Genomic DNA, 26,823 nt, shown 5'->3' with positions numbered 1-26,823 from the left:
CTTTATCTTGATTTCTCATTTAATGAGATAGGCGGCCAAATACTAAAAAAGATCGAGAATACTCGATCTTTTAGGTCATCATCTTAAACGTCTTTACGGCGACGATGGCTATATGCTACACCTATGACTGCTGCCACTTCTGCTGCCGCACCAAGGGCAAGCAAGGCAGTATCGTTAGCTTGACCAGTCTCTGGAAGTTGAGGTCCTGATTTCTCAGAGGATTGAACTGGCTTAGCTGGTTTTGGAGTCACCGGTGGAGTAGGCGGAGTTGGTGGTGTTGGCGGAACCACTGGTGGTTTAGGTGGGACACTTGGTGGTGTCGGTGGTGTTGGCGGTGTAGGAGGTTTTGGAGGAATGTAACTATTGTTAAATTCTGTATCCAAAGGAAGGAGAACGGCTGCTACAAGTAGATTTTCCTTTTCACCTACAGTCTTAGTTACGGTCACCTGGAATTTAGCCACCATGTTATCATAAACCACGTCAGCTTCATTACCCTTGACTTCTTCAACAGTGTAGTAGTAAACACCTGGTTTGTCGTAGACAATATTTCCAAAACTAATATTTCCTTGTGCATTATTGGTCACTGTTTGGATAACATTACCCTTGTCGTCCTTGAGAACGAAACTAAACTCACCATCTTTGAGGTTACGACCTGTAAGAACCTTGGTCAATTCGAATTTGGCCTTAGCTGGTTGCACGTCTTTCACATAGTTATTGAAAACAGTATCTTTTGGATTAGCAACTGTTGATACCAAAGCATCACCATCTCGTGTCACTGTAATCCAGACAGTTGCTTTCATACCATCATAGATGATATCTTCGTTAGTTCCCTTAACTTCTTCAACAGTATAAGTGTAAGTTCCTGCCTTATCAAAGTGAAGTTCACTAAAGGCAACACGACCATCAGCTGTATTACCAACTGTTTCGACAATATGACCGGCACTATCTTTGAGAACAAATTGGAACTCATTAGCAGTCAAAGTTTGGTTGACACCTGCCTTAGTCAATTCCTTACTGAACTGAATAGCGGCCTTAGCTGGAGTCACAAACTTGTTGTTAAAGATAGTGTCTTTAGGATTAACCACGGTTGAAACAAGGGCGTCGCCATCACGTGTTACCGTGATAGAAACAGCAGCTTTCATGCTGTCATAAACAATCGAGTCATCCTTACCTGTAAGCTCTTCAACAGTGTAGTTGTAAGTACCTACCTTGTTAAAGGTTAACTCACTAAAAGCAACCTGACCATCAGCTGTATTACCAACAGTTTCAAGGACTTTTCCAAAACGGTCTTTGAGAACAAATTGGAATTGATCTGCTTTTAGATCTTGTTTAACGCCTGCCTTGGTCAATTCCTTACCGAATGCGATTTTAGCTTTAGCTGGAGTGACCAATTTATTATTAAAGATAATATCTTCTGGATAGACAACTTTGGCAACCAATTTAACTTGATTATCCACAGTTTCACGAACAACCTGAATAGTGATATTAGCTTCTAGTTTGTCATATACCACATCTTCATCATTACCTGGAACCTCTGTCACACGATAATGATAGATGCCTGGCTTACTGAGTGAGAGATCTGAAAAGATGATTTTACCCTTGGCATCATTAGTGGTTTCCCCTAAGTCAACAGGATTGGCACTATCAGTCACATCAACCAATTTGAAGGTAAATTCTTTGTCCTTGAGGTCTCTACCCGCCAAGTCCTTCTCAAGCTCAAGATTGAAATGAGCGAGGTTATCTCCGATGGCATCTCCTCGGCCACCAACCAAGCGAATAGTTGACTTGTAAGAATCGGAAACAACATCAGCATGAAGTTTAATACGGTTGACAGGGTTAGCTGATTCTTCAACAGGTTGTGTCAAACGGGTTTGATACCAAACATAAACCATGCGGTCCAACTGATTGAGTTTAAGCTCAAAATGGCTATCATCATAAGAGAAACTCTTAATCAGATCCATAGCTGATCCCTTGTCAATCCAAGGATCTGCCGAATCAATGTAGCGAAGTTGCAAAGAACCGTCCACAAATCTTTGATTGTCAGACCAAGTATCAACCAGTTTCAAGTTGTTAAGGAGACGTCGTGAGTAATTGAGACGCATCTGCCAATTCAAAAGCGTAGGATCATGCTTGTCTTGACTACCCCACTTAGAAATAACCTCTTGACCTGGAGGAGGTGATTGCACTTTACCCACTGAAACATGAATGATACGTCCCTCAAAATCAAGAGTAAGATGTTCCCCTTCATCTACTTCTTCAGAATAAAGGGTATCCAACTCCAAACTCATGAGCTTATTGTTGGGATGTGTTTGGAAATAGTTATTAAAGGTCGTTGTGACACGATTCTTCTCAGGATCAATTTGAGCCAGACCTACAATTTGATTGTCTGGATTATAGACATTGATATCGTAGCTAGTACGGAAACGCAACTGCTCAGGCAAATTAAAAATGACCTGATCCCCTTCATTGATAGTCATATCATCAGGGAAAGGAATATTGTGGTAGACAACCTTGCTAGTAGCGTACTTACTATTTCCGTTCGGAAATTCCATTTCCACATCAGGATTTTGAACAGTGATTTCAGTACCTGTCTTAGTCACCTTGACATCCGCTGGAATCGGGCGACTTAGGTTGGTAACCTTAAGTCCAAAATTATCAGACGAAGTGGAACTCGTATTGTTAGCTGCAGCGAGGTCGCTAGCGCTAGCTTCTCGTGTTTCATTGACTGTAACAGGTTTCTCACTGAGCCCCTCACTAGTCTTATCTTGTGATGAACTTGTTTGCTCAGAGCTTGCAACCGTTTGCTCTTGAAGCGCAACTTCACTAGAAACAGCAGTTACTGAGATAGCACTGGTACTTTCTGCTTGAACGGTAGGTTCAGCTGTCACTTCTTGACTTGAGGCACTAGTGCTCGTCCTTTGGCCCCCACCATCAGACTCACTGGCTTCCTCAAGTACACTCGTCGCTGGTTGGCCTTTAGGCTCTTCAGCTTGATCTGCTTTGGCGGTACTTACACCAAAAACTGCAGACGAAAGTAAGACCGAAGCAACGCCCACCGTAAACTTACGGATGGAGAAACGCTGCCTCGAATCACCGAATCGGTTATTCATGATTCTATCCTCCCATTTTTACAAATCTTAACATTTTTGTAACCCTTTTCATTCTGAATTATACACTATTTTCAGAACTTTGCAAGATAATTATTTACCCCTTTGGAGGTTTTGTAAAGCTTTCTAAGATATCAATAGATAGTGAAATTTGTAAACCCTTATATGATAAGCTTTCTTTCGGAGTCTCTCTTTTAATATTATTTTTCTTTCTCATTTTATTGCCATAATTTTAATTCAACTTCCGTCTGAAAAATGCTAAAATTCAGATTTTTTCTTTAAAAAATGAGAAGCTTATCTTATCTAAAAGCAGAAAAAAACTGCCATTCTTAAATGAATAGCAGTCATCTTTAAATTAATTAAGAAAATGAGCATAAGCACTCATTTAATGTATTTTAGGCAAGTTCTTTGAGAAACTCAACCAAGATAGCAGCTGATTGTTTCCCCGCCTGAATAATGAATTCATCAAAGGTAATGTTAGCATCATGAGCCGCTGTATCACTCATGGCACGTACAACGATGAAAGGCTTTTTGACACTGTGTGCGGCTTGAGCAATAGCTGCTCCCTCCATCTCTACAGCCAAGACTTCTGGAAAATGCCCCTTAATGGCATCAATCTTGTCTTGACCTGCAATGAAGCTATCACCCGTAGCGATAAGCCCAATCTTAGAATCAATGGAAGCCTGAGCCAAGACCTTTTCGAAAGTCTCTACGAAGGTAGAGTCACTTTCAAAGTAAAGTGGCTGCATAGACATTTGCCCATAATCATAGCCAAAGGCTGTCAAATCAACATCGTGATAGGCTAATTTTGAAGCTACAACCACATCTCCAATTTTAAGTCCAGGTGCTACTGCTCCTGCAGAACCAGTGTTAATGAGGGCATCAACGCCAAAATGGTCTGCCAAGACAGCCACAGACATGGCTGACATAACCTTACCAACACCTGATTGTACCAAAACGACGTCGTGTTTTCCCAAACGTCCTGTGTAGTAGGTATTGCCAAGAACAGTTTCTTCAACCTTATTTTCCAATTGCTCCACTAGAAGCACTAACTCCTGCTCCATGGCAGCGATAATTCCGATTTTCATATAGTTCCTTTTCAGCTTGTAATCTTTCCTGAATCAGTAGCTAGGGCTATCTGACTCATAGACTTTTTAGAAATAAAAGACAGCAATGAAGAGAAGAATCAAGAGGACCACTACCCAAAAGAGGATGCGATTAAGCTTGTGTTGAAATTGATTGCGTTTGGCATTCTCAATTCGACGGCTCTTGTAGGCAGAAGGCTGGTAATCAGCCTCATAATCCTCGTCATAGAACTCTTGATCATAGTCCTCATAATAAGGATGTTCCTCTAAATCGATTTCCCCACGCTTGGCCTGCTCAATGATATCTTCGGTCAAAAGTGGTTTTCCCATAGCTTATTTTCCTCCGAAATGAAGTGCATAGTATTGGAGTGCGATGATAGTTTTGGCATCCTGGATAGCCCCTGACGCTACAAGTTCCATACACTCTTCATAGGTCAATTCATAGAGTTCAAGGAACTCATCATCATCAAGTGGACGTGGATTTTCCACAGGTTTAAGGTTGGTCGCTACATAGAGTTTGATTCTCTCATTACAAAAGCCAATGGCTGTGTAAAATTCATAAATCAATTCCAGATCACCCTTGTATTGAGTCTCCTCTTCAAGTTCACGCGCCGCTGCAGCCATCTCATCGCCAGCTTCACCGACTTCCAGTTTACCTGCAGGAATCTCGTAAGAAACCGCCTCAATAGCCTTACGGTATTGCTTGACGATAATGATTTTCCCTTCTGGGGTAACCGCTAAAACAGCTACAGCTCCCTTGTGAAAGATGAGCTCACGACCAGCCGTCTTACCGTCTGGCAAGAGGACCTCGTCTACTGCAACTTCAAAAATATGTCCCTTAAATTTTGACTCACGTTTGAGTGTTTTTTCTTCAAACTCCATGAATTGACTCCTTTTACTTCTGACCTCATTCTAAGCTACCTCTACTCTACAAGAGAATCTAGCTCAGATAGTCTTAAGCCTACTTTTGTTGGCTTGGGTGGTGAGGTTTTTTAATGGCATAGCCTTCTTTATTGACCTGACGGCCACGTCCAATGGCTACGCTGTCAGCTGGCACATCATCTGTGATGGTTGAACCAGCCGCTGTAAGAGCGTTAGCCCCAATTTCAAGCGGTGCAATCAAGGTTGAATTGCTTCCGATAAAGACGTTATTAGCAATTTGGGTCTTGAATTTATGTTGACCATCATAGTTTACAGTGATTGTCCCTGCACCAAAGTTAACGTCAGAACCAACTTCCGCATTACCAATGTAGGTCAAGTGACCAGCCTTAGTATTTTCACCGATAGTAGAACCCTTAACCTCAACGAAGTTACCGATATGAACGCCTTCTTTGAGAAGTGAATCCGGACGAACATGGGCAAATGGTCCCACTGTAACACCTTTTTCAAGCACTGAATGCTCGATCATTGAGTTAGTGATAACAGTTTTAGCACCGATTGTTGAATCAACAATATAAGTCCCATTGGTAAGCACTGATTCTGCACCAATCTTAGTTTTACCTTTAAGCGTTACATTAGCTTCAATGACAACATCTGGATCAATTTCCACATCGACATCGATATAAGTAGCGTTTGGATTTTGGAAAGTAACACCATTAACCATGTGAGCTTGGTTGATGCGACGACGCATAACATCTTCTGCCGTAGCCAAGGCAACACGGTCGTTAACCCCGAGACTTTCTTCAAATTCACGAAGAGTGAAGGCACCTACTTTTTCACCATTCTCACGGAAAATAGAAATAACATCAGTCAAATAGTATTCCCCTTGAGCATTGTTGGTGTTGATGTTTTTAAGTGCTTCGAAGAGGCGTTTATTATCAAAAACGTAAGTCCCTGTATTGATTTCTTTGACCTGTTGTTCGAATTCGTTGGCATCTTTTTGCTCAACAATCTTAGTCACTTCGCCATTTTCGTTACGGATAATACGACCATAACCAAATGGATTGTCCGCAGTTGCAGTCAAGATAGTGGCAACATTTTTGTGATTAACATGGAAATCAATAAGGTTTTTAAGGCTTTCACCAGTAATCAAAGGCGTGTCACCGGCGATAACAAGCGTTTGCCCTTCCAGTCCAGCCAACTCTTCTTCAGCCATCATTACTGCGTGACCAGTCCCCAACTGCTCAGTTTGCATGGTGAAGGCAGATTGACCATCCAAAACCTCACGAACAAGTTCAGCCTTGTGACCAATAACAGTAACGTTTTTAGCTGGTTCGATAGCTGAAACTGCACGGAAGACGTGCTCAAGCATAGTGATGCCTGAAACCTTGTGCAATACTTTTGGAAGATCTGATTTCATGCGAGTTCCTTTACCCGCAGCAAGGATAATAGCGTAATTACTCATTTTCTTTTTCCTTCTTAATATTTTTTTGTGATGATTTCTTTCGTGACGGTCTTAGCCTTGAGCCCCAAATCTCAGGACCTCAACCTCCCACTGGGATGGCCAACGAAAGAAAGGGGCCTTGGAAACATAGTCTCTCATTTCTTAGAAAAGATGTCCTCATAACTGACGTTTTTTAGGGCCTCTGATTATCTATAATCGCCCTATTATACCATAAATGAAAAAGTTTTGGCAGAATGGACGGTAATGAAAAAAGAGCTTATGCTCTTTTTCTAAGTATAGTTATCCTATAACCATTCTTTGTATTTCTTAATATAGATATGCTTCACAAAGGTAACACTAAGCATATACAAAGTAATGATGATAAACAAGAGAATGAAATAGAGACCGTTTAGATGGCTGAGTTTTAAGAAACCAGCCAATGGACTGTATGGAAGAGAAGTCACAAAGAAAGCAGCAAATAAGGTTGTCACAACAACTGATAGTGCTGGGTGACTTTGAATAAATGGTAGTTTTGGTGAACGTAACATGTGGATAACCATGGTTTGAGACCACATAGATTCGATAAACCAACCTGTTTGGAAAATAATGATAAAGGCTGCTGCTTCTGGTGAACCATGAACATAGCCATGCCCCAAAATCATTGGCACAATGATGAAATAGAGCAAGATATATGTCAAAATATCAAATACGGACGAAATAGGTCCTATCCAAGCCATGAAACGCATGATTGATTTGGCTTCCCAGATATGTGGCTCTTTAAGAAATTCCTTGTCCACATTGTCAAATGGAAGGGCGATACAGGAGATATCATAGACAAGATTTAGGACAATCAAATGCACAGGTGCCATTGGTAGGAATGGTAAGAAAATGCTGGCAAAGAGGAGAGAAAAGATATTCCCGAAATTTGAAGAAACGGTCATCTTGATATATTTGGTCATATTAGCATATACCTTCCGTCCTTCAACCAAACCTTTTTCCAAGACCATTAGATCCTTATCAAGCAAGATAACATCTGCAGTTTCTTTGGCGATATCAACAGCTGTATCCACAGAAATCCCCACATCTGACACCTTCATGGATGGGGCATCGTTGATACCATCACCCATATAGCCTACCTTATGCCCATTTTCCTTAAGGCTTAGGATAATTCGTGCCTTTTGGTCTGGGGATAACTTAGCAAAAACTGTTGTCGTTTCCACAGCCTTAGCCAAATCTTGATCTGACATGGTATCAAGATCACTTCCAAGTAGAATGTGCGTCACATCTAGACCAACTTTTTCACAGACAGCCTGTGTCACCTTATCATTGTCTCCAGTCAAAATTTTTGTGGTCACACCATATTCCGCCAAAGCCTTGATAGCAGGTGCTGCTGATGGTTTTGGTGGGTCAAGGAAGGCAAGATATCCCGTCAAAATCATATCACTTTCATCTTCGACACTAAAGACGTCATTTTCATTAAGCTGTGATTTGTAGCTAACACCGAGAACACGCAAACCTTGTTCATTCAACTGTGCAACTTCCGCAAGGACTTCCTCACGAACATCGTCAGTCAATGGGATAATGTCTCCCTTGTATTCCACATAGTTAGAAACAGAGAGCATTTCTTCAAGGGCACCTTTTGTCACCATGCTGACAAAGCCATCATTGTCTTGAACAATGACACTCATGCGACGACGTTCAAAATCAAAAGGTAGCTCATCAATCTTGTGGAAGGTCTGGTCAAGGTCACGAACGATGTCATGTTTCTTAGCTTCTCTTTCAGTTCGGCTAATAATGGCACGGTCCATAAGATTTTTTAAGCCAGTTTGGAAATAAGAATTAAGATAGGCTCTCCGAAGTACTGATAGGTCAAGGTCACCATGGATATCAAGAGGGTACTCAAGAACGATTTCATCCTGAGTCAGGGTTCCTGTCTTATCCGTACAAAGGATATCGATAGCCCCTAGGTCTTGAATAGCATTAAGCTTTTTGATGACCACCTTTTCCTTGGCCATAATGATAGAACCCTTGGCAAGACTGGCTGTGATAATCATCGGCAACATTTCTGGGGTCAAACCGACTCCCACACTAAGGGCAAAGACGCCGGCTTCAAGCCAGTCCCCATCTGTTAAACCGTTAATCACAAAAACAACAGGAACCATAACCAACATGAGTCGAATCAAGAGCCAAGAAATGGAATTCATCTCACGTTCAAATGAAGTTGGTTCGTCATAAGTATTGATGGTCTGCTCAATTGCTCCCATCATGGTTTCATCACCAACAACTAAAACCAAGGCTGTTGCACGACCAGAGATAACATTAGTTCCCATGAAAGCAAGGCTCTCACTTTCAAGCAGGCTCTCTAGATTTTGACCATCTGCTTTAGCCAGACAAGCTTTTTCCACAGCATCGCTTTCACCTGTCAAGCCAGACTGTTGAACAAAGAAATCACGAGAATCTAGTAAGACCACATCAGCCGGAATCATATCTCCCGCACTTAGTTTGACCACATCTCCAACCACAATTTCATCAATTGGGATTTCTTGCTCACTGCCATCTCGAAGTACTGTTGCTGTATTGACAATCATGCGAGACAAATTACTGGCAGCCTTGTCGCTACGAAGTTCTTGAATAAAACGGATACCACCAGATATGAGAACCAGAGTGACAATGATGATAGAAGTCGTTGGGTCTTCTTCACCCGGTTTAGCAAGCCAGACATTGGTGATAAAGGAAACCAGAGCAATGACTAAGAGAATAACAGTAAAGGGATTGATGATAGATTCATAAATCTTTTTGATGATAGAATCCTCTTGTCCTTTGGTTATGACATTTTCCCCATAAAGGTCACGGTTTTCTTCTACTTGGTCTTCCTTCAAGCCATCCAAATGAGTCTTGTAGCGAGTAAGGGTTGTTTCAAGTGGCTCTTGAAGAGCAGCAATAAGTCTTTCTTTATTTGTTGACATTGGAATCTCCTTATTTAATCAGGAGCCAATCACTTATGGAGTCCCTAAGACACTAATCAGCGATTGACTGGTTAGGTGCGGTTCGGGGTGATCGTCGATTAGTCTCATAGGTTTCTCCTTTCATTTTTTTACATAGTGGGTGGACCTCAGACAAAAGAAAAGAGTCCTACCCATATACAGGTAAGACTCTATAAACTCGAGGTTGATTTTTTAATAGATTCTGTCAAAAAATGGACCGTTCAAGCTTTAGCTCCGCAAGGCGATGAAATGAGCTTAGTCTTGACCTTGGCGATCAGGACTGTTGACCAACGAGTAGTGTCTCCACTGCTTTGCGGTAGTCATCCGTATCCTTGTGGTAGCCTCACCTACCGTATTTCACTGAAAATAATACTCCTAAGGCAGTAACTTGTCAAGGGGAAAAGTTACTTTTTGCTTGAGTGGGTAATAAAAAAAGAGCTTCCGCTCTTTTTTGTAAGATATTCTTTTGTAAAATGGATTTTTTTAGACTTTCCTTAAGTGAGTGCGGACGTCAGCGTACTTCTTCGAAGCTCCATGACTAATTTTTGAGACCCTTCACTTTTTAATTTCTAGGCTCAGGCTAAAACAGTTCCCCAAACTGTTTTACTCTCAAAAATTCCGAGTTCTAGAAATACAAGTATTTCTAGAGCTTTTCTCACAGCGGAAAGTCTCGTTAAGTGCTCGCTTTGCTCGCTAGAAACAAATCAAATCAAGAATGTTATTATTTATCCTTGACCGGTGTTAAAATGATGTCTCCATAATATCATCGTCTAGAGAAATTGTTTTATCATCTTTAAAAATTAAAAAAGAGCACTTGGCTCTTTTCCTACTTTCTTTGCTTGATATAAGTCCCTTGTAGCTTACCATGTAAGATGTAATCAACAGATTTTAGCTCATCAATAGCCCGACAATCAAGAGCACACATAATAAGACGAAGGTCGTCCTTCCAGCCATTGACAATAGCCACAACCTTATCCACAGGGTAACGTTCCACCAATTCAAGGACAGTTCGTGAGAGGCCAACGCCTTTTGCTCCTAGGACCAGACATTTGACCATATCGAGTGGGTTTCGCACGCCACCAGAGGCTAGGATTTCCACATCCTCACGAAGGTCTTGGGCTTGCAAGAGGGTCTGAACGGTGCTTTGTCCCCAGTCATTGAGGTAATCACGGTTGCCGCCTCGACTATTTTCAATATAGGCGAAGCTAGTCCCACCACGACCTGAGATATCCACAGTCTTGACGCCTTGAGACATGGCATAACGAATGGTTTCCACATCCATACCAAAGCCGACCTCCTTAAGCACAAGAGGAATCTCTATGTTCTGTGCATAAGCCGCCACATTTTCCTTCCAAGTGTGGAAAATACGCTCTCCCTCAGGCATGAGAAGCTCCTGCATAAGGTTAACATGGAGCTGTAAAAAGACTGGATCCATAGCTTCCACCGTCTTAATCCCCAGGTCCACAGACTTATCCACACCGATATTAGTCGCTAGATCTAAGTCTGGAAACTCTTGACGAAAGTCAAAGGACTCTGGTGCTTCTCCTTTTAGAGCAGCACTGTAGGAACCCGTCACCATGAGAATACCTGTTCGACTGGCCACCTCAGCCAATTTACGATTAACTGCACCACCTTTGGCAGAACCACCTGTCATGGCATTGATATAAAAGGGAAAGTTCCAATCTCGTCCTGCAAAATGTGTGGACAAGTCAATCTGATCTAAATCATAAGTTGGTAGAGACTTGTGGATAAGTTCCATATCGTCAAAACTATTGTAGGGCGACTGGTACTTAAGGGCATAACGGATGTGATCGTCTTTACGATTTGTCATAGGTTATTTCTTTACTTTCTTGCGTGATTATTATCTACTAAGCTGATTCCTATACCTCATACAAGAGCTCTATCCCTGCCTGCTGCCAACGCTCAACTAGAGCATCTCGGCTAGCTTGGTCAAAGGCAAAGGCGATACCACAGTCGCCACCTCCAGCTCCAGAGGACTTAGCAATGGCATCGAGTCCTTGCTCTGCTTCTTTGAGTTTTTTCAGCTTGTCCACATAAATATCTGGACTCAGTGATTCCAACTGGTCACTGACAGTTTGAAGGCTGCTCTTCAGCAAGTTCTTATCTCCTGTTTCCAGAGCCTTGATGGCAGCTTGAACAGCCACTTCGGTTTCACCTAGATACTTGCTTGATATACGAGATTTGGCCATCTTAACCATGTCTTTTGAGATAGCAGCTTGCTTGGTCCACCCCACCAAAAAATGAGCTTTGAGAGCTGGCACTACAGGTCTGATACGATAGCCCCAGTCTTTCTCCAAAAGTTCTGATAGAGTCATTTGGTCTATAAGCTCTGCTATTTTTGCACGGTCAAAAGAGCGATAGGAAACCAGATCCTCGTATACGATACAAGCTAGGTCCCCCATAGAACCGTTGTCTCCTTGTTTGAGGAGGGTGTAACTAGCTAATTTAAAGAGAATGTCTTTGGATAAATCTTTCTGAAGGGCTGCTGCCAAGGCCTTGAGGGTCAATACCACAACAGAACCCGAAGAACCGATACCAAATTTAACACCATCTCGCTCCAACTTTCCAGTAATTGAAAGATCCAGAGTGGGCAAGTTCTCACCACAATAGGCTTCAAAAGTATTCAAAGCCTCTTGAATGAGGGCATAATTTGCGTCTGGCTCACGGTTAACACTATAGTCAAACATATCAGAAGATAGCTGTGTGCTTGGTGCTTCCTTGACCTCTGCTGACATAAAGATAGGGATGAACTGGATTAGGGCTGTCTGCCCAGGTGTTAGAACTGAATATTCTCCAGCAATGTAGAGTTTTCCGCCAGTTTTTACCCTGACTCGACTGACCGACTGCTTAGGCATCTGGCAACTCCTTGGTGCGTGAAACAATGACCTGATAGTCCTTACGGAAGTGCTCTGCTAGGCGGTCCAGGTCTTCTTCCAGACAAAGCACCTTAACATTTGGTCCTGCATCCATAGTGAAATAACACTGTTCACCAGAGGCACGGAGGGCCTTAACCTTGTCCATAGCCTGATAGGAAGCATCCGTCAGATATGAAAATGGAGGGTTGGCCGTACTTGTGGTTTGGTGCATACGAAGGGCATTGGCTTCAGTGAGCTCACCGACCGCTTGGAAATCATTAGCCTTGAGGTAGCCTAACATATCCTTGTAATCCTGCTCGGACTGTTTAATCCACTCTGGAAAGGATGTCGATGTTTCGGTGCACAATTTCATACCATCACGGCTTGATACGGGTTTCTTTTGATCCGTCAAAACCAGCATAATCATGGCCAATTTGAGGTCTGTTTCAACTTGGTAAACCTCACCGCTATCCTTGTCCCAAGCTGCCAATGGACCAAAAAAAGACCGTGATGATGAGCCTGAGGCAAACTTGGCAATTTGAGCCAATTCAGACTGCGTTTTTCCGACTTGGAAGAGTTCGTTAGCCGCCTTAACTAGGGCAGAAAGACCAGAGGAACTTGATGATAAACCTGCAGCTGTTGGCATGTTGTTCCAAGTTTCAATCTTGACATGTTGGTTGGGATTGGTACGGAAGAGATCTAAAACCTTGCTGGCCTTGGTTGTTTCTTTTTCCCCTTGGAGCTCATCATCGATATACATGACATCACCAGTCGCATCCTCAGGCAGAAAAGACAACTTGGTTTCCGTATACATATTCTCCAAAGTCAGTGAGATACTACTGGTTGAAGGAATCATACGCTCCGCATCCACCTTACCCCAGTATTTGACAATAGCAATATTTGCGTACGATTTGACGCTTACAGGCTTTCTATCCACGTGTTTACGGCTCCTTTTTCTTGAAGTTTTTTAGCAATCGTTTGGGCTTGATCCTTGGTACTTGTTAGGGCAATAATGCAACCACCCAGTCCCCCGCCTGACATCTTGGCACCCAGTGCACCATGCTCCAGAGCAGTTGCTACTAGAAGGTCCGACAAGTCACAAGATACCCCTAAAGATTTAAGGTGATTATGGGCTTGAGACATGAGTTGCCCGAGATGCTTTTGATCCTTGGCTTTGAGGGCTTCCTCTGCCTGCTGACTTAATTCGCCCAGTCGGTTCAGGTCTGATAAGGCATCTAGTCCTATAGCCTCAACCTTTTCCACGGCCTCACGGGTATTTCCATGGATGCCCGTATCAGCAATAACCAGATAGGCACCTAGATTGACCTCGATTTCCTTGAAACCAATGTTTCGCGTAAAGCTAATGGCTTGGTCACTCAAGCAGGTCTTGGCATCTAAGCCACTAGGTTTACTATGGGCAATAGTCTCTGCCTGATGGACCAGCATTTCCAAGGTCTCCTGGCTAAGCTCCTGGTCAAAATAATCAAAAACCGCACGAATGGCCGCAATGGCCACTGCAGCAGATGACCCCATACCACGCTTTTCAGGGACACTAGACTTAATAGCATAGCTAATAGGCTGATTCTTGATTTTCAGATAATTAAGAGCTGAAAAAATCGCTGTCGTCAAGGGATCTTGAGCCTTGAGCGTCAAAGGAGTCTCAGCCGCCTGAATCTGACAGACAACCTCAATATCCTTAAGAGGGAGAGCAAGGGCAGGATGACCATAAACGACCGAGTGCTCCCCCATCAAAATAATCTTACTGTGAGCCTTGCCCACTCCTACTTTCTTAGTCATAAGTTACACACACTCACAGACGCATTTGCAGGCGAGTGTCTTTCTAGATTTTTCATACAGATTCTAGTGGTGACTCAAGGTCAATCAACCTCACTGAGTGGATTAAGAGCACCAATCTAAGGAATTTTCCTATGTCACTTCTATCTTATCATCAAAGCGCAAAAAAAGCGACATCTAACCTAGAGTGTCACTTTGTATGGATGATATACTCACAAAAAAAGAGCCTCTCGGCTCTTTTCATTTTAAATCGCAAACAAATCATTTAGGTTCTCAGCCATAGTTGGGTGAGTAAAGATTTGTTTAGCCAAATCTGTGTATGGGATACCATGATTCATCGCTAGGGTAATTAGATTGATAATTTCATGAGATTCTTGACCAAAGAGGGTCACTCCCAAAATTTCCTTAGTTTCAGGATTTACCACAGCTTTGAAAGCACCGCGCAAATCACCGTTAACATGACCACGAGGCATGCCAGCAACTGGAAGTTCCTTGACAGCAACTGGTCCACCTGCTGCTCTGGCTTGGTCTTCAGTAAGGCCAACCTGAGCCAAAGGTGGGTTGAGGAACATGGCAGTTGGAACAACTCCACGCGTTTCAAGGTTATAGCTACCATCCCCTGTTAAGTAATTAAAGACAATACGGAAATCATCTAGTGAGATATAGGTGAATTGAAGACCACCATTAACATCACCCACCGCAAAGACACCAGGAACACTTGTTTCCAAATGTTTATTGACCTGGATACCGCCACGTTCTGTCAAGGCAATATCTGTATTTTCCAAGTGAAGGGGTTCGATATTAGGCTTGCGTCCTGTCGCATAGAGGAGCGCATCAAAACGGAACTCGCCTTTGTCAGTAACAACGACAACTTCATCACCGTCATTCTTAACTTCAGATGTTTTAACACCTTGCTCAAAGACAATGCCGTCCTCTTCCATGTATTCTTTGGCCAACTTAGCAATAGATGGCTCCACACGTGGCAAGAAGCTAGTCGCAGCATCCAAGACAGTCACTTGGCTTCCCAAACGGTTATAAAGGCCAGCAAATTCAAGACCGATATTACCACCACCTAGGACACCCAGACGTTTTGGCAAGGCTTCAAGGGTTTGAATACCAGTTGAATCGTAGACATGCTCAGTTGTTGTCAAGCCAGAAATAGGCAAGACATTAGATACAGCACCAGTATTGATAACAATGGTCTCAGCTGTAAGCTCTTGACGGTCATCACCAGCCACCACTTCGATGACCTTGTTTGACACAAAATGTGCCTCTGCATCAATGACATCAACGCCATTGTCTGCCAACATTTTATAATTCTTAGCATTAAGACGACCAGTCACTGCACCACGTTCCTTCATGGTGTCGTCAAATGACCAGCCCTTCTCAGCCGCAACAATCATAGTCTTGGTTGGGATACACGCAATATTAATGCAAGTACCACCATACATGGCTTTACTGCGCTCGATGACAGCAACTTTCTTACCAGCTGCATTCATCTTAGCAGCCAGAGTTTTACCGGCTTTACCGAAACCGATAACAATCAAATCATAGTTTAACATTTCTGTATCCTCCTATCTATTGCCATTCTATCATTTAATTTTTCAGACTGCACATATCTGAACTGAAAATAAAAAGAGGCTACAAGCTCCACTGTAACCCCTTTCTCATTCTATTTTAATAGATTTCCATAAGTCCACTACCTAAGTGTTTTCTCGCAGAAATTCTAATATCATTTTATTAAATTGCTTACTTTCAATAAAGGCTGCGTGCCCCAGTTTGCTAAATTCATAATAGGAAGCATTTGGAATGCCATTTGCCAGCTCCCTGGCGCCATCCACACCCAGAACTAAATCGTTTTTGGCTCCCAGAACAAGGGTCGGACAAGTGATTTTATCAAGCGAACTATAGCAATCAAAGGCTAGAATTGACTTGGCTAAACAGACAAAGCGATGGCGTTTTTCCTTGCTTACAGACTTCAAAAATAATCTGTTAATCACATATAATTTCTTTAAAACAGGTGACGAAAATGATTTACTCATGGAATCCATATTGAGCTTATCCATATCACCATTTTCTGCCATCTCTATCCACCCTCCTATGGTTTCTCTACTGATGGCATTATTGCGAGAGAGTGTCAGAGCTAATACTAGTTTCTTCACCTCTTGAGGATATTTGATAGCAAATAGCTGAGCAATCATGCCTCCCTGTGATATGCCTATGATAGAGGCATTAGCAATATGTAATTCTTGCAAGGACTGATAGAGGTCATCCGCCATATCCTCAATAGAAACGCCTTCTTCGATGTGGTCCCTTCTATCAAAAATATAGACCTTGTACTCCTTAGCGTATTGATAAAATAGTGAGTAAATAGTCAGGTTGGACATATCACCTAATCGTTGCAAACTTAATCCCGTAATGATAATAAGAGTTTTGTCTCCCTTACCAAAAGTGACATAATCTACACCTGGGTCCGACAAATGATTTCTTTGAATGGTAAACATTATCTACACACTTTCTATTGTAAGATTTAAGTAGTATCATGCGTCTGGGGCATTATTTGATGCCATGATGATAATACTTACCAAGACAACAAAGGTAACTTGCCAAAGAGTGAAGGCCATGAAATCCCCACCTTTAAAAATAAGTAGGTCACAAACTAAAATAGCCAATAGCACAGCATTTTTTCTAAAAAGTTGGTCACAATTTTTCCAAAAAGTTTCAAAAGAAATATTAGCTCCTATCTTACGAACAAGCCTCACATGATAAATAATCTCAACTAGAGATGCTACAGTTACTGTGGTTAGCAGTTTGGTCAAAGAGACATCCATACGAAAACCAAAATAAAAGACGACAAGCTGCGAGAAAACAATTGCTGTGATCACACGAATATGGTTGGCCACGATAAAACCTCCTAATGGCAAGCATTATAGATACTCATTACTCCCCTTAATATTTCTACTCATTATAGCATAAAATAAGACCAAAATTAGAAAAAATCCATCCTTTGCAACTACTCACCCCTCAACTAGCAAAAAAATGATTCACTTCTTGTCTCAGACCACAAAAAAAGAGCCAACCAAATCATGGTGCGACTCCTCTTTGTTTATGCTAAATAATCTATTTATGCCAATTCATCAATTGATGTATACTCTCTGTCTAAGCCCTTTGCAACCGGTTTGCTAGTAATATGACCTTGGTAGGTTGTAACCCCTTGACGAAGACCTTCGTCGTCGTTAATGGCTTTTCTGAATCCTTTTCCTGCAAGGGCTTCAATATAAGGCAATGTGACATTGGTAAGGGCAATGGTTGATGTACGTGCCACAGCTCCTGGGATATTGGCAACAGCATAGTGAAGGACACCATGTGTTTCATAAACAGGCTCATCGTGAGTAGTCACACGATCCGCAGTTTCAACAACCCCACCTTGGTCAACGGCAACGTCCACAATCACTGAACCTGGACGCATTTGTTTAACCATATGGTCAGTAACAAGTTTTGGTGCTTTTGCCCCTGGGATAAGAACTGCACCGATAACCACGTCAGCATCACGAACGCTCGCTTCAATGTTGAGCGGATTTGACATCAGTGTTTGAATTTGGCTACCAAAGACCTCTTCAAGGACAGACAAACGTTTGGCACTGATATCAAGGATAGTCACTTGAGCTCCCAGTCCAAGGGCAATACGAGCTGCATGTGTCCCTACGACACCACCCCCAATAATTGTGACTTTACCTTTAGGAACTCCAGGCACACCACCTAGGAGAACACCAGAGCCACCTTCTTGTTTAGTCAAGAAATGTGCACCGATTTGAACGGCCATACGTCCTGCTACTTCACTCATTGGAACCAAAAGTGGTAGGTGACCTTCTTGGCTACGTACTGTTTCGTATGCCACACCTGTTGTCTTAGCATTGACCATAGCATCTGCCAATTCTGGAGCTGCTGCCATGTGCAAGTAAGTAAAGAGTAAAAGGTCTTCACGAAGGAAGCCATATTCTGCAGCAAGAGGTTCTTTAACCTTAACCACGAGCTCAGCTGCCCACGCTTCTGCAGCAGTTGCAACAATTTTGGCACCTTGTTTTTCGTAGTCTGCATCCGTAAAGCCAGATCCAAGACCTGCATTGGTTTCAATAAGGACTTCATGACCCTTAGCTACAAGACTTTGCACTCCAGCAGGCGTTAGAGCCACACGGTTCTCGTTATTTTTGATTTCTTTTGGAATACCAATTAACATACGTTTCTCCTTATTCGGAAGTTATAAGGTAAAACATCATAAAGATGACTTGACCACTTCCTATCTATTTTTTGAAATGATAACGCTTTCATTTTATCTAAAAAGCTCAAAAATAGCAAGTGAAAAATTCTCACCCCTTTTTAAATCCTGAAATCTTGCTTCGAAAATACGACAAAAGAACCCAACCAATCGGCTGGGTTCTTAAGTGTAAACTAAATGATCAAAAGATTATTTTTCCTTAGGCACGTCCTCCTTTTCAATTTCAAATGTGGCACCAATGTAAAATCCTAAAACCTTATTTAAAACTCTTAACAAAATAATCAAAGAGTCCTTGGTCTTTTAAGAGCTTATGTCCCAAGAGAAACTCAGGATGCCACTGAACACCTATAAATGGGGCGTCAGCGAAGCTCTCAACTCCCTAACAGGGTTTTCATTACTGGTAATACCGATTAAGGGAATGGTCATTTGCCTTTCTCCTTAAAATAGTCAAGTAGGAATAGGGCGTTTTCCACATAGTAATTCACAGCTACTGGCAAGGCCTCATCTTTGACAAGGAAATCATCATGGTGCCAGTCTGGTGCATTTTCTTCACCATTTGAGCCAACAAAGGCAAAGACTCCTGGTATTTCCTTTTGATAGGCTGCAAAATCTTCGCCCCCTGTTGATGGCAGAGTTTCAATCACTTCAGCAAAGGACTTAGAATTTTCAAAGATGAGTGGTGTGAGTGTCTGGTCATTGTAAGTCACGTAAGGTGAATTACCCCAAGTAATGTCAACTTGAGCACCAAACTGGTCTGCTGTCGCCCGAACGACCTTTTCAAAGCGGACAATGACATCTTCACGAACCTTAGGCTCAAAGGTACGAATCGTTCCTTCGAAAAAGCCCGCTGCTGGAAGAACGTTCCAAGTATTTCCAACTTCGATATGAGTAACTGACAGTACAGCTGATTCAAAGGGCGATACTGTACGAGCCACAATCTGCTGTAAATTGTTGATGATGGTCGTAGTGACCAAGACCGTATCCACACCCAAATCAGGACGGGCCGCATGGGAAGAAACACCCTTAACATCAACCCTAAACTGCTCCACACCAGCCATGATGGCACCCGAACGAAGACCAATCTGACCAGGTTTCAAGTGAGGATTATTGTGATAACCGATGATAGCTGACACACCGTCAAGACCACCCGCTTCAATGACCTGATAGGCCCCTTGGAAATTTTCCTCGGCTGGTTGAAAAATCAAGCGAACAGTCCCCTTAAGCTCTGCTTCTCTCTCTTTTAAAAGCTGAGCAGCTCCAAGTAGAGAGGTCTGGTGAAAGTCATGACCACAGGCATGCATGGCCCCATTGTTGCTGGCATAAGGAAGTCCTGTCTTTTCCTTAATCGGTAGGGCATCAATATCAGCACGCAAAGCAATAATCGGATGACCTGACCCAACCTCAGCGATAAGTCCTGTCTTCAAGGGATAATTTAAAGGCTCAATACCTAGATTTTTCAAATAACCTTTCAAAAAGACTGTCGTCTCATGCTCCTCCTCAGAAACCTCTGGATGTTGGTGAATCTGATGACGCGTCTTTGCTAAATGATCGTAAAATGCTTCTGTCATAATGAACCTCCCTCTCTGATTAGACCTGCTCATTGCTCCTGACTTACTTCAGTTCTCAATTGAATTGTTACCATCATACCACCAGAAACAAGGCTTGAGAAATTAAAAAAACTTATAGAATGCCATAAGTTTCACTTATACCCCTAGAAAAGACCGTCGTTATCGGGCTTATAGTCTTAAGGCTCGTGATAGAGGGAACCTATCATGAGATTGAAAGTTCCTATCGCACTTTAAGCCACATAGGGCTGCTAGCCAAGATAAGTACGTAGAATTGCTTTTTCCGCTTCGGTCAACGTTCGGTAGGAGCCTACTGCCATCCCTTCATCAAGCTTAAACTCTCCAAAAGAAATCCGCTTAAGATAGGTCACCTTAACGCCATAAGCCAAGAACATCTTTTTCACCTGATGAAATTTCCCTTCCGAAATCGTGATTCTAGCACAACTCTTGTCACTCGCAGAACTTAGAATTTCTAACTGAGCTGATTTACAAACAGTACCATCCTCAAAGACAACACCTGACTCAAAAAAATGCAGGTGCATCAGGCCCAAGAACATCATTGACCTCGACATAATAAGTCTTAGCCACATGATAGCGTGGGTGAAGCATGGCAAATCCCAAGGGACCATTGTTAGTAATCAGCACCAAACCTTCCGTATCTCTATCCAATCGCCCAACAGGATAAAGCCCCTCTCGCTAATCTTCAGGCTTAATCAAATCAATGACTGTTTGGTGTTCCTTGTCCCTTCGAGCTGACACTACACCTGCTGGCTTATTCATAAGGTAGTAGACTTCTGGGGCATGCTCCAGTTCCTTACCAGAAACCGTGATGGTTTGAAGACTAGCATCCACATTAAGATTATCTTGTTCAGCCAAGATGCCATCCACAGATACCTGACGGCTACGAATAAGCTTCTTGACTTGATTGCGAGAACCATAGCCCGCCTGTCCTAATAATTTATCTAAACGCATAGCCCTATTGTACCATGGATAAGTCTGGTCTAGTAGACTAAAAAAGCCTACCTAAAAGGTAGACTCATATTACTAACAATTACACATTCACATGGAAGACTTGCCCAACTACATAGGTCACGAGCATGGTCAATAGTCCTACTGTCAAGTTACGCAACATCGCTTGTTTAACGGGCGCTTTTCCAAGTTTGGCACTGATATAACCAGTCAAGATCAAGGTCAGCGCAACCACAACCACTGTTACAGGAATGCGGTAAGGCTCTGGGAAAAGCATGATTGCTAATGTTGGTGGCAAAGAACCCACTGAAAAAGCAAAGAAACTAGAGATGGCAGCATGCCATGGATTGGTAATTTCATCCAAGTCCACTCCATATTTTTCCTCAACTAAGACCTTGATAGGATTTTTACTGAAGGCTTGATTGACCTTGACTTCGGCTGCTGTTTCGCAATCCCCCTGACTGAGGAAGGTTTGGTACAAACTCTCTCTAGCTGCTTCAGGTGAGCGATCCAAAAGGGCTTGTTCCTTAGCGACAGCCGCTTCTTCTGTATCCTTTTGCGTTGACACACTGACATATTCACCACCGGCCATCGAAAAGGCACCGGCAAAAATGGCTGACAAGGCTGATATCAAGATAAACCAGATGTTAGATGTCGCACTGGCCACACCGATAACCACTCCCGCAATGGAAATGATGCCATCATTGGCACCCAACACACCAGCTCTCAAAATATTTAAACGTTCTGCAAAATTCTTATCTTCCATTTGTTTACTCCTTATTTAGAATCATTCTAAAAAACATTATAACAGTTATTTAGAATGATTACAAATAAGAAGTTTGAAAAAGAGAGATTTATGTCATCCCAATAAAAAATCAGACCCAAAAGTCTGGTCTGATTCTAACACTATTTAGTCTTCATTCTCCAAATCGTCTAGCTGTTTTTCAAGAGGCTTTCTCCCATAAGAGTGCAAATTGGATGGCTAACTCCGCGATTCGATCCTTACCATCTAAATCCTCATGACTAGATAAGGTTCGGATATCCCATTTTTCTTCTGAGAGGTGGTCTGCTGCGTAGAAGAAATGGCAGAGCTCAAAGCCCCGAAAAGCTGCTAAGGCTGCCACTGCCGAACATTCCATATCCACACAGATGGCTCCTGCTTCCTTTCGACGTTTCATCTTGTCGATGGTTTCCCGGTAGGGTGCATCTGTCGTCCACACTTTTCCTGACTGATAGGAAACCTTGTGACTATCCAGAAAGGATTGGAAGAGAGGGAGGGTTTCCTTATTCACTTCCACTTCATCACTAGCCGGAAGATAGTGGTAACCGGTGCCTTCATCCCGAAGAGCAGCTGTTGGAATGATGATGAAGGTCGCTTCGATATCCCTGTCCAAAACTCCACAAGTTCCAAAGAGAACGAGTTTTTCCATCCCAAATTGAATCAAATCCTCTATAATTCCCTCACAGGAAGCAGCCCCAACTGGTGCATTAAAGACAGCAATCTGTTGGTCTCCAATAGTAAGCCCATAGACAATGACTTCAAAGTTAGCCATAGAGGTTCTTGTAATCTCATCATGTTCGTAATTCTCAAGCAAGCGCGCAAAGGTCACTCTTGAAAAGCAAGAGATAACTACTTTTGGAAATCCCTCAATTGGTTCATGTAGGTCTTGTGGATTGATAATCGCTTGTCTATTCGCATCAAATTCAGTTAGTAGCATACGTGACCACCTTAGTTTTAGGACCCATTATAACATAATAAAATCAGACCCAAAAGTCTGGTCTGATTCTAACCCTATTTATTCTTCATTCTCCATATCATCTAGCTCTTTTTCAAGACGCCTTCTCTCATATCTTCCCAGTGCAACGAGAGCCCAATTCATAAAGAAAACAACAGGAGCATATATGGTATAAGTAATTGGCCAAGCCATAAGATATCTAGGATCCAAGGGATTATTATGATAGACATCATGGTTGTACCGATAGTTAGCTGACATTATCATAAGGGTGATAAGCCCAGTCACTAGTAAACAACCTAGGACTGTCATACCAGAACCCCCAAAAGTGTTAACACTAAGTCGTGCAGATCTATAAATAGACCAAATACTACTTATCAACAATGGATAAAGTAAGTAATCAGCAGAGATGACACCATTGTTAAAGAGGGAGCCATAAACTAAGCATACAAGCGTCCCTGCAATCATTATGTAAAAACATTCAGCAGCAACTTTATTATTTAGAGCTTTCTCGCGTTCATCTGTAACCTCATTATTAATCAGTTTGAATTTCATCATCTTTACTTCCTTCCTAATCCTCCCAAAACAGTTGATCCAAGGTCCTATCCAGTGTCTTGCAAATGGCAATGCATAAGGCTAGGCTGGGATTGTACTTTCCAGCTTCAATCAATCCGATGGTTTGTCTTGTTGCACCTACCGCTTCAGCCAAGTCACCCTGAGTCATATCATGCTCCGCTCGTGCTGCTTTTAAACGTAAATTCTTTGCCACATGCCCCCTCCTTTTCATCATATCTGATATTATCGTCGAAATTGATTAGGTTCACCAGCTATTTTCATCTTAATTATACACTATATATTTCTAATTGCAATATATATATGTCATAATTTTAGAAATAAATTGCAAAATAAAAAGCCGAGATTTCTCTCAGCTTCTTCTCTATTTAAACTTAGGCAGGTGTTACATCCAAGCTCTCACCAATTGCCGCAAGGCGTTCGATAACGTCTTCTTGGCTCAAACCATTTTCAGAGACATAACGATTGCGTGGGTGAACACGGCATTCGTGTGAGCAGCCACGGAGATATTTGTCTTCATTTTCCTCTGAAGCAAGGATACGGCGATTACAGAATGGGTTGCCACAGTTGACATAGCGTTCACAAGGTGTGCCATCGAACCAGTCCTTACCGACAACTATAGGATCTACATGGTTGATATCAACAGCAATACGCTCGTCAAAGACATACATCTTACCATCCCAAAGCTCCCCTTGAACCTCTGGATCTTTTCCGTAAGTCGCAATACCACCATGCAATTGGCCAACATCTTTGTAGCCTTCACGGACCATCCAACCTGAGAATTTCTCACAGCGGACACCACCAGTACAGTAAACAACCACGCGCTTGTCCATGAACTCTTCTTTATGGTCACGGACCCATTGTGGCAATTCACGGAAGTTGCGAATGTCTGGACGAATGGCTCCACGGAAGTGACCAAGGTCATACTCATAGTCATTACGTGTGTCAAGGACAACTGTGTCCTCATCTAGAAGGGCGTCTTTAAACTCTTTTGGTGACAAGTAAGCACCCGTTGTTTCAAGCGGATTGATGTCGCTGTCAAAGTTATCATCCTCTAAACCAAGGTGAACGATTTCCTTCTTGTAGCGAACAAACATCTTCTTGAAAGCTTGCTCCTCTTCCTCATCAATCTTGAACCAAAGGTCCTCCATCCCTGGAAGGCTGTGAACATAGTCCATGTATTTTTGAGTGGTTTCATAGTCACCAGAAACCGTTCCATTAATTCCCTCGTCGGCGACCAAGATGCGTCCTTTCAGACCGATTGACTTACAGAAAGCCAAGTGGTCAGCCGCAAATTGCTCAGCATTTTCGATGGGAAGGTATTTATAATAAAGCAATACTCGAATAGGTTTTGCCATTGTATATCCTCTTTCTTTATGAAATATCTATATCCGTTGTTTGATAGTCAAAGTCAACTTAACTATTATAGCGCTATCAAAGAGGGCTAGGCAATTGATTTGCTTGGAAGTAACTTTTCACAAAAGAAAAAGGCTGAGCGCCAAATGGCTCAACCTGAGTTTCGTGGGATTGATTTTCCACAAGATAGTATTACAATTTCGCAGCGGCTGCCTCATCTAAGATAAGAGTCACATCTGGATGATTTTGCAAGACACTGGCTGGGACTTCCTCTGTCACAGGACCCTTGACCATCTTGAAAATGGCATCTGCCTTCTTGTCACCATAGGCAAACAAAATGATCTTCTTGGCAGCCATAATGGAAGCAATCCCCATCGAAATAGCCTTTGTAGGGACTTGGTCTCGACTGGCAAAGAAACGGCTATTGGCTTCAATGGTACTGTCAGTCAAGTCGACCACATGGGTTTGGCTATCAAAAGGCGTACCTGGCTCATTAAAACCAATATGCCCATTACTTCCAATTCCTAAGATTTGTAGGTCAATAGCATGGTGCAACAAGATCTCATCGTAGTCCTTAGCCGCCTGCTCCAAATCTTCAGCCATACCGTCAGGCAAGAAGCTCTCTTTAAACGGTTTCGCATTAAAAAGATGTTCTTGCATGAAAGCATGGTAGCTCTGCTCATGGTCTGGTGCTAGTCCAACATATTCATCCAAATTGATACTGTATAGTTTCGAAAAATCCAAGTCGCTTTCAACCATCTCTTGGTAAAGGGCGATAGGTGAACTACCTGTAGCCAATCCCAATGTCTGAGCACCCGCTGCAAGGCTCTCTTTTAGAAGATCAAAGGCAACTTGGCCTCCCTCAACTTGATTTTTAACTAAAATCTTTTTCATTCTATTCACCTCGATATTGGTATATACCATTTTTCTTTATTATCTCTTTTTTTAACCTTTTTGTCAAGCGCTTTCACTCGACAAGTTTAATGACGGTCGTCCTATATCGTGCTATAATAAAAAGGCTGAACATTTTTAAACGAGGAAAGAAATGAATACAAACGATTTTGATTTTGAACTGCCAGAGGAACTGATTGCTCAAACCCCATTGGAACAACGTGATGCCTCTAAACTCTTAGTCATTGACCCTGTAACCAAGGAAATGACTGATACCCACTTCGACCACATCATTGACCAGCTTAATCCTGGCGATGCCTTGGTTATGAACAATACACGTGTGCTTCCAGCCCGTCTCTATGGTGAAAAGCCTGATACCCACGGTCATGTAGAATTTCTCCTTTTGAAAAATACCCAAGGGGATCAATGGGAGGTTTTGGCTAAGCCTGCGAAACGCCTTAAAGTAGGCGCCAAGGTCAGTTTTGGTGATGGCCGTTTGACTGCCACTGTCACTGAGGAACTAGATCACGGTGGTCGAATCGTAGAATTTAGCTACGACGGTATCTTCCTTGAGGTTTTGGAAAGTTTGGGCGAGATGCCATTGCCACCTTATATCCATGAAAAATTGGAAGACCGTGACCGTTACCAAACGGTCTATGCCAAAGAAAATGGCTCTGCCGCTGCACCAACAGCTGGTCTCCATTTCACTCCTGAATTGCTTCAAAGGATTGAAGCCAAAGGCGTAAAATTGGTCTACCTCACCCTCCACGTTGGACTGGGAACCTTCCGACCTGTTTCTGTTGAGAATGTCGACGAACATGAGATGCACTCAGAGTTTTACACCCTCAGCCAAGACGCTGCCGATACCCTCAATAGCGTCAAAGCTGCTGGAGGTCGCATTGTTGCAGTAGGTACAACCTCAATCCGAACACTGGAAACAATCGGCAATAAATATGATGGCCAACTCCAAGCCGACTCAGGCTGGACCGATATCTTTATCAAACCAGGTTATCAATTCACAGTCGTAGATGCCTTCTCAACTAACTTCCACCTTCCAAAATCAACCTTGGTGATGTTGGTTTCAGCCTTTGCTGGTCGTGAATTCGTCCTAGATGCCTACAAACACGCCGTCCAAGAACGCTACCGCTTCTTCAGTTTCGGAGATGCCATGTTCGTAACACGACGTGCGGAGAAATAAATAGTGATGTTAAGACTTCTCTTACTGGGAAAGTCTCTCTTATTACTCGTCACATTCAGAAAAAATCCATCAGTTCATAACTGATGGATTTTT

22 protein-coding genes, 1 pseudogene and 1 riboswitch are annotated in these 26,823 nt (G+C 42.5%); of the genes and pseudogenes, 1 reads left to right on the top strand and 22 read right to left on the bottom strand.

Going from position 1 to position 26,823, the window contains the following annotated elements:
- Positions 1 to 83: 83 nt before the first annotated feature.
- The 22 genes and pseudogenes from ACT170_RS00950 to ACT170_RS00845 form a co-directional block, all read right to left on the bottom strand.
- Positions 84 to 3,110: a Spy0128 family protein gene (locus ACT170_RS00950; RefSeq protein WP_444817922.1), complete on the bottom strand. Its 3,027-nt coding sequence runs from the start codon at positions 3,108 to 3,110 to the stop codon at positions 84 to 86.
- 392 nt (positions 3,111 to 3,502) lie between these two features.
- Positions 3,503 to 4,195, bottom strand: a complete 693-nt coding sequence (locus ACT170_RS00945) for a 5'-methylthioadenosine/adenosylhomocysteine nucleosidase (RefSeq protein WP_002886153.1) — start codon at positions 4,193 to 4,195, stop codon at positions 3,503 to 3,505.
- 66 nt (positions 4,196 to 4,261) lie between these two features.
- Positions 4,262 to 4,522: a cell wall synthase accessory phosphoprotein MacP gene (gene macP / locus ACT170_RS00940; RefSeq protein WP_014634097.1), complete on the bottom strand. Its 261-nt coding sequence runs from the start codon at positions 4,520 to 4,522 to the stop codon at positions 4,262 to 4,264.
- 3 nt (positions 4,523 to 4,525) lie between these two features.
- Complete coding sequence (locus tag ACT170_RS00935) at positions 4,526 to 5,074, bottom strand: NUDIX domain-containing protein (protein ID WP_014633436.1); 549 nt, start codon at positions 5,072 to 5,074, stop codon at positions 4,526 to 4,528.
- Positions 5,075 to 5,153: 79 nt separating this feature from the next.
- A complete protein-coding gene (glmU, locus tag ACT170_RS00930; protein WP_444817921.1) occupies positions 5,154 to 6,536 on the bottom strand; it encodes a bifunctional UDP-N-acetylglucosamine diphosphorylase/glucosamine-1-phosphate N-acetyltransferase GlmU in 1,383 nt (460 codons plus the stop codon).
- Positions 6,537 to 6,820: 284 nt separating this feature from the next.
- Positions 6,821 to 9,481 carry a magnesium-translocating P-type ATPase gene (gene mgtA, locus ACT170_RS00925; RefSeq protein ID WP_444817920.1) on the bottom strand — a complete coding sequence of 887 codons (2,661 nt, stop codon included), beginning with the start codon at positions 9,479 to 9,481 and terminating at the stop codon, positions 6,821 to 6,823.
- 224 nt (positions 9,482 to 9,705) lie between these two features.
- Positions 9,706 to 9,861: riboswitch (M-box (ykoK) riboswitch) on the bottom strand.
- A gap of 464 nt (positions 9,862 to 10,325) precedes the next feature.
- Positions 10,326 to 11,330, bottom strand: a complete 1,005-nt coding sequence (gene fni, locus ACT170_RS00920; RefSeq protein ID WP_444817919.1) for a type 2 isopentenyl-diphosphate Delta-isomerase — start codon at positions 11,328 to 11,330, stop codon at positions 10,326 to 10,328.
- A 49-nt stretch (positions 11,331 to 11,379) separates the two neighbouring features.
- Positions 11,380 to 12,375 carry a phosphomevalonate kinase gene (locus ACT170_RS00915; RefSeq protein WP_444817918.1) on the bottom strand — a complete coding sequence of 332 codons (996 nt, stop codon included), beginning with the start codon at positions 12,373 to 12,375 and terminating at the stop codon, positions 11,380 to 11,382.
- The gene (mvaD, locus tag ACT170_RS00910) at positions 12,368 to 13,312 is read right to left on the bottom strand and encodes a diphosphomevalonate decarboxylase (RefSeq protein WP_444817917.1); all 945 of its coding nucleotides are present in this window, start codon (positions 13,310 to 13,312) and stop codon (positions 12,368 to 12,370) included. Before mvaD ends, ACT170_RS00915 begins: the two co-directional genes overlap by 8 nt.
- Positions 13,294 to 14,172: a mevalonate kinase gene (mvk, locus tag ACT170_RS00905; protein ID WP_444817916.1), complete on the bottom strand. Its 879-nt coding sequence runs from the start codon at positions 14,170 to 14,172 to the stop codon at positions 13,294 to 13,296. Before mvk ends, mvaD begins: the two co-directional genes overlap by 19 nt.
- A 242-nt stretch (positions 14,173 to 14,414) precedes the next feature.
- On the bottom strand, positions 14,415 to 15,731 hold the full coding sequence (locus ACT170_RS00900) for an FAD-containing oxidoreductase (protein WP_444817915.1): 1,317 nt from the start codon (positions 15,729 to 15,731) through the stop codon (positions 14,415 to 14,417).
- A 141-nt stretch (positions 15,732 to 15,872) separates the two neighbouring features.
- Positions 15,873 to 16,673 (bottom strand): alpha/beta fold hydrolase, encoded by an 801-nt coding sequence (locus ACT170_RS00895; protein ID WP_155123835.1) that lies wholly within the window; start codon positions 16,671 to 16,673, stop codon positions 15,873 to 15,875.
- Positions 16,674 to 16,709: 36 nt separating this feature from the next.
- Positions 16,710 to 17,072: a hypothetical protein gene (locus tag ACT170_RS00890; RefSeq protein ID WP_195914466.1), complete on the bottom strand. Its 363-nt coding sequence runs from the start codon at positions 17,070 to 17,072 to the stop codon at positions 16,710 to 16,712.
- 221 nt (positions 17,073 to 17,293) lie between these two features.
- Positions 17,294 to 18,406, bottom strand: coding sequence for an alanine dehydrogenase (gene ald / locus ACT170_RS00885; protein ID WP_444817914.1), 1,113 nt, complete (start codon positions 18,404 to 18,406; stop codon positions 17,294 to 17,296).
- A gap of 461 nt (positions 18,407 to 18,867) precedes the next feature.
- Positions 18,868 to 20,013, bottom strand: coding sequence for an amidohydrolase (locus tag ACT170_RS00880; protein WP_444817913.1), 1,146 nt, complete (start codon positions 20,011 to 20,013; stop codon positions 18,868 to 18,870).
- A gap of 248 nt (positions 20,014 to 20,261) precedes the next feature.
- Positions 20,262 to 20,982: pseudogene (locus ACT170_RS00875) on the bottom strand (16S rRNA pseudouridine(516) synthase).
- A gap of 79 nt (positions 20,983 to 21,061) precedes the next feature.
- A complete protein-coding gene (locus ACT170_RS00870; protein WP_444817912.1) occupies positions 21,062 to 21,745 on the bottom strand; it encodes a VIT1/CCC1 transporter family protein in 684 nt (227 codons plus the stop codon).
- 178 nt (positions 21,746 to 21,923) lie between these two features.
- Positions 21,924 to 22,697, bottom strand: a complete 774-nt coding sequence (locus ACT170_RS00865) for a nucleoside phosphorylase (RefSeq protein ID WP_444817911.1) — start codon at positions 22,695 to 22,697, stop codon at positions 21,924 to 21,926.
- Positions 22,698 to 22,775: 78 nt separating this feature from the next.
- Positions 22,776 to 23,270: a DUF6773 family protein gene (locus ACT170_RS00860; protein WP_444817910.1), complete on the bottom strand. Its 495-nt coding sequence runs from the start codon at positions 23,268 to 23,270 to the stop codon at positions 22,776 to 22,778.
- Positions 23,271 to 23,283: 13 nt separating this feature from the next.
- Positions 23,284 to 23,481, bottom strand: coding sequence for a helix-turn-helix transcriptional regulator (locus tag ACT170_RS00855; protein ID WP_180473436.1), 198 nt, complete (start codon positions 23,479 to 23,481; stop codon positions 23,284 to 23,286).
- Positions 23,482 to 23,659: 178 nt separating this feature from the next.
- Positions 23,660 to 24,643, bottom strand: a complete 984-nt coding sequence (trhO, locus tag ACT170_RS00850; protein ID WP_444817909.1) for an oxygen-dependent tRNA uridine(34) hydroxylase TrhO — start codon at positions 24,641 to 24,643, stop codon at positions 23,660 to 23,662.
- Positions 24,644 to 24,833: 190 nt separating this feature from the next.
- Complete coding sequence (locus tag ACT170_RS00845; protein ID WP_444817908.1) at positions 24,834 to 25,535, bottom strand: glucosamine-6-phosphate deaminase; 702 nt, start codon at positions 25,533 to 25,535, stop codon at positions 24,834 to 24,836.
- Between the two features lie 151 nt (positions 25,536 to 25,686).
- Here ACT170_RS00845 and queA point away from each other — a divergent pair, with 151 nt between their 5' ends.
- Positions 25,687 to 26,730 carry a tRNA preQ1(34) S-adenosylmethionine ribosyltransferase-isomerase QueA gene (gene queA / locus ACT170_RS00840; RefSeq protein WP_444817907.1) on the top strand — a complete coding sequence of 348 codons (1,044 nt, stop codon included), beginning with the start codon at positions 25,687 to 25,689 and terminating at the stop codon, positions 26,728 to 26,730.
- Positions 26,731 to 26,823: the final 93 nt, after the last annotated feature.

The sequence above is a fragment of the Streptococcus sp. cx1 genome, from assembly GCF_052384325.1.
GTDB classification, from domain to species: domain Bacteria; phylum Bacillota; class Bacilli; order Lactobacillales; family Streptococcaceae; genus Streptococcus; species Streptococcus salivarius_G.
The sequence above is the reverse complement of the archived record's forward strand: the minus strand, read 5'-3'. Positions and strand labels throughout refer to the sequence as shown.